Annotated in this window: 4 protein-coding genes; 1 reads left to right on the top strand and 3 read right to left on the bottom strand. The window is 33.7% G+C overall.

Annotated elements, in window-relative coordinates; all coding sequences use genetic code 11:
• A partial coding sequence (locus tag RLO81_RS06345) for a LytR/AlgR family response regulator transcription factor (protein ID WP_350108842.1) occupies window positions 1-523 on the top strand: 523 nt, incomplete at its 5' end.
• Between the two features lie 21 nt (window positions 524-544).
• On the opposite strand, the gene RLO81_RS06340 is transcribed toward RLO81_RS06345, so the two are convergent.
• The 3 genes from RLO81_RS06340 to RLO81_RS06330 all read right to left on the bottom strand — a co-directional run.
• A complete protein-coding gene (locus RLO81_RS06340; RefSeq protein ID WP_350108839.1) occupies window positions 545-2,428 on the bottom strand; it encodes an Ig-like domain-containing protein in 1,884 nt (627 codons plus the stop codon).
• 217 nt (window positions 2,429-2,645) lie between these two features.
• The gene (locus RLO81_RS06335; RefSeq protein ID WP_350108836.1) at window positions 2,646-4,514 is read right to left on the bottom strand and encodes a serine hydrolase domain-containing protein; all 1,869 of its coding nucleotides are present in this window, start codon (window positions 4,512-4,514) and stop codon (window positions 2,646-2,648) included.
• Window positions 4,515-4,598: 84 nt separating this feature from the next.
• A partial coding sequence (locus tag RLO81_RS06330) for a TolB family protein (RefSeq protein ID WP_502880437.1) occupies window positions 4,599-4,805 on the bottom strand: 207 nt, incomplete at its 5' end.

Raw genomic sequence — 4,805 nt, 5'->3', positions numbered from 1 at the left:
TTTTATTATTCTTCAAATAGCGCTATTCTCAATGGTTGGCGGCTTAACATATAGCAATAGCATTCATGAGTTTTATTACAGTTTCGGAATTCATGCAACGGGGCTGCTTCCGCTCAATATATTCTTTTACATTGCATTGATACTTTATGTTATTCCTCACTCATCAGCAAAAGACAATGACATCATCTTTTTAAAGGAGAAAGAAAACAAATTAGTTAAAGTAGAGTTGAATCAAGTTATCTACATTAAGGCGCAACAAAATTATGTTGAGATTAGATTAAATACTTTTAATAATGGTCGTCTATTAATCAGAAATTCAATTAGCAAATTAGAAAAACAACTAGCCTACCTACCCAATTTTGTTAGGCAACATAGATCTTATATTATAAATACCAATTATTTACAAGAATTGAGAAAATCAGATAATGGTACTGACTGGAACTCAGTAATGATTGATGACGAAATAATACCTATCAGTAGAAATAAGAAGAATGAAATTATAACAATACTAAAAAGCCATTGAATTAGTCAATGGCTTTTCCAATCAGTTTCTAAGCTTTTCTACTTCAGCATCCAAAAAGTCTTTTGTATAGACTTTACCTCTAACCATTACAATTTCAGGTGTTCGATACTCCTCTAAATCAACAGAAGGATCTCCGGATAACAATACCAAGTCCGCTCTATGTCCTTCTTTTATAAGACCAAAATCTTCTTTATTCCTCGAGTATTTCTTCATGAATTCACCGAAATTTTGCGTACCTATTTTAATAATATCAAAATTTGAGATTCCAATTTCACTCAAAATTCTCATATCCTCATGAATAGAATAGCCTGCCGGCAAACCTATGATCAAAGGGGAATCTGTTCCTAGTAATAATGGAATTCCTGCATCATGAAACTGCTTCACAAAATCATATTGAAATGCAAGCCTGTCATCCAGATTAGCTGGGTTTGTGTTGTTGTAAGTGTTGCTAAATTGATTATCCCAAATGGTTTTATAGGTTGGATTTGTAAATTCATAACCTGGCCTATTCTTCAACTCATCATAACCCGTGCTATTTGCTCCCCAAACTTTTGAAATGGCTTCATAAGTTGATAAAGTTCCCGTTACATATGCCTGAGAATTTAAAGTTGCATCAATTGCCTCATCGATTAACTCTTGAGTATTCTCGCCTCTGAAATGCGCATAGAGATACTCCTCAGCATGAGCCACCATCGTTTGACCGGCATCTAAAGCAGCTACTAATCCTATATCTCGATTTCCATGTCCCATTACTGTCAAACCGTAATTTGGAGCTTGATCAACAAATTCATGAAATACATCTGGCGGAACTGCATTATGAACTTTAATAAAATCATGTTCTTTCCATGTACTTAAAATATCATCTACTTGAGATGGACTACTGACGACTCGACCTGCATCGCCTCGAACCATTAGAGCTGGGTAAAAATTAGGTGCATCTAATTCTCCTGTTGCCACTGCATTCTTCCATGTTATAACAGGGGTTTCTTCTGGGGTTGATGCCTGTGCATTACCCATATCTATGGCCGAGGTTACAGAATTAGCTAGGTATTGATAAAAATCTGTTTCAAAAAATACATGTACATGTGCATCCCCTAGACCCGGAGATAAGTACTTTCCGGTTGCATCAATTACATCTGCACCAGCAGGTATGGTGCCCGAACCAGTGGATTGGATAGTTTCAATTTGATCATTAACAACAATTACATCCTGAGCAGTTATGATTAAGGCATTTTCAACATCCACTACATTCACATTTTGAAATACTGTTGTTCCAGCGTCAAATTTATCAGCTATGCTTATAGAAGCACTTCCAAATATGGCATCGACTGAAGCCGTGAATTCGACTTCACCTGCTGAAACAACAGTCACCATACCTTGCATATCTACAGTAGCAATACTTTCATCGGAAGAACTCCAACTGTACTCAACATTTTCAAGCTCATCCCCATTTTGATCAAAAGCTTCTGCAAGCAATTGAAAATTTGTTGCTGTTACGCCAAATACAATATTTGAAACAGGAGCTGTTACATTGATTGTTGTCAATGTTGGTGGCTGAATAATTTTGATGTCAGTAGTGCCTGAGATATCTCCACTTTTGGCAGTGATAGTTATATTCCCAAAATCTATGAATGTAACAACACCAGCATCACTTACTGTGGCTTTTGTTTCATCTGAACTTAACCATTCTATAGATGGTACCTCTATGGGGTTACCATTCTGATCTAAGCCTCTTACTGTTAATTGCATGGTGGATGGTGATAGGCCCAGCATCACTTCATTAAAAGGAGCCTCTACAATTAATGTAGTAAGTATAGGCACATCGGTTTCATCATCTTTACAGGCACTAAACCAAATGGCAAACAATAGAATCGACAGCAGAGCTGTTAGTTGAATTTTTTTCATTCCATTACTAATTAAAACTAGAATATGATTTCGTTCTGATTGCTGCAATAGAAGCAGTGGAAACTACTTCTCTGATTCGATTTGATACCTAATGTTAGAATATAGGAATCTGATGTTCAAAAAAATGATTTGTCAATAATTGCTGAATTATAAGAAAATAGAATGGAGAAGCATTATTTTACTTCAATAAATAGAATTCGAACTTGCATTTACTTACTTAATATATTACCAAAAAAAAGTTCCAATCCATTAAAAAGTAAAGCCAAAAACAGGAACTTAAAATGAATATGATTGTATATATTTTAAAAACTAATCTTGTAGTTGATCTTTTCCAATAGTTTAACAAATAGTAAACCAAAAGAACTAAAGAAGGAATCATCAAAATGTGTAAGTATTTAAAATGTCCTGATAATTCAGGCATTCCTGTAGCCAACCCCTCAACATTCTTAAAAATTGGAACTAAAAAGAATAGAATGTCGAGTGTAAATAATCCAAAAAAGATGATTAACGGAATGTGAAAGTGGAAATCTGTCTTACCAAAGGATGAAATTCTTTTTCTCAAAACTAAAAATAACCTATAGGTAAAATCAATTAATAAAATTAAAGGATAGAGAACTAAAGGAATTAAGAAAGAAGGGTAGTAAGTATTAATAAAATCCAAACTTTTATACTCCGGCACTTTAACAAATGAGGCAGGAATTGTGAAACCAGAAAATGGGTAGTCCAGATTTAAATGAAGTTCATCATCGATCATATTGAATGTAAGATAATGATTAGAATTATCTTGACTTTGAAATACTCTTTCATCTATTTGTTCATAATTCAATGATTTTCCGTCCATATTCAAATTAACAATACCATTTGGCGTTATTGATACATGAATTGGATTCAGGAATAGGCTAAAAAAGTCTTCAATTGATTCTCTATTGTGCCTGTTGTTTCTATAAAAACCTTCATAATTACTCGGAATAACAGCAGTTTTTTTGTTATCCGAATTAATGACATCATTTTTACTAGCTACATCAAACTGGGACTTCAAGAATCTATTTAAGATAGTGCTAAAATTATCCGTCTGCGTATTGACAGCATAAAAAACACCAGCCTTCAGTTGAGGGAGTATAATTAGAAAAGATAATGCACCTTGTACATTACCGCCTTTAACCCAATACTGTAATTCGCCCTCTTTCTGTTCTTCAAAACCAAGACTATAACCAGTTAGTTTTTTATGGGTTCTAAATTGTGTTGAAAATAATAGTTTGTAAGATGTATTAGATAATAAGGTTTGGTGATCAACCAATTCCTGAACAAAGGAAAGCATATCTTTAGCTGATGTCAGGATTCCTCCTGCAGGGTTTATATTTCTTGGATAATTTTTAACAAACTCAAATGTTTCTCTGGTCTTATAGCCTTTCGCATAAATGTTAATCTCTTCATAATTATCTGGCATGTCAAATGTTGTATTTAGCATGCCACACGGAAATAGTATGTTTTTTTTCACATACATTTCATACGGTATGCCTGAAACCTGCGCTACTATGTACCCAGCTAAAGCATAGCTGTAATTAGAATAATTAATTTCTGTACCTGGTGATTGAAAAAGACTCGGCATTCTCTTAGCAAGATGTTCGCCAAGCTTATCCATATCTTTGTTTGAACAGGCTTGATACCCAATGAATCTATCGTTAAATCCAGCGGAGTGAGTTAGCAAATTTCTTAGCGTAACAGGTTGATCATAAGGGTTATGAATTTTCCAGTCATCTAAGTAATGATTTATTTCGACATCAAGGTTCAATAATCCTTTATCTACTAATTGTAAAACAGCAATAGAAGTAAAAATCTTTCCTACTGAGCCAATTTGAAACAACGTAGAATCCGTAGTTCTTATTTTTTTAGAATAATCAGATAACCCATAATAATTAGAGTAACTGATAGAATCTTTAATATTTAAAGCTAATATTCCCCCAGGTATTAAATTGTCTTGAATCCCATCATTAAAAAGTGAATCTATTTTACCTGTAAAAGAGTAAGCATAAATATTTATACCAATGAAGCATGTCATTGTTAGAGCTAATTTCGTGTATCTCATTTGGTATAATTTAAATTACATTTGTCGGTGCCATAAATTTTTCCAATAGATAGCTTTGTTTTGCTAAAAGCAACTACATTATAACTAAGGCCACGTAATACGCTTCCTGTTAGTTCCATCCACATTCATCGTGAAAATATCGCTTACACTCTCACAGGTTGTCATAAATAATATTTTTTCTCCATCTGGAGACCACCTTGGATAAAACTCCCTACAGGTGGTATTTGTGATGTTTTTGTAGTTGGTCCCGTCAACATTAATTATTACAATTTCTTTATTGAAATAACTCAC

Source organism: Fulvivirga sp. (genome assembly GCF_040220315.1).
In the GTDB taxonomy this organism is placed as follows: domain Bacteria; phylum Bacteroidota; class Bacteroidia; order Cytophagales; family Cyclobacteriaceae; genus Fulvivirga.
The sequence above is the reverse complement of the archived record's forward strand: the minus strand, read 5'-3'. Positions and strand labels throughout refer to the sequence as shown.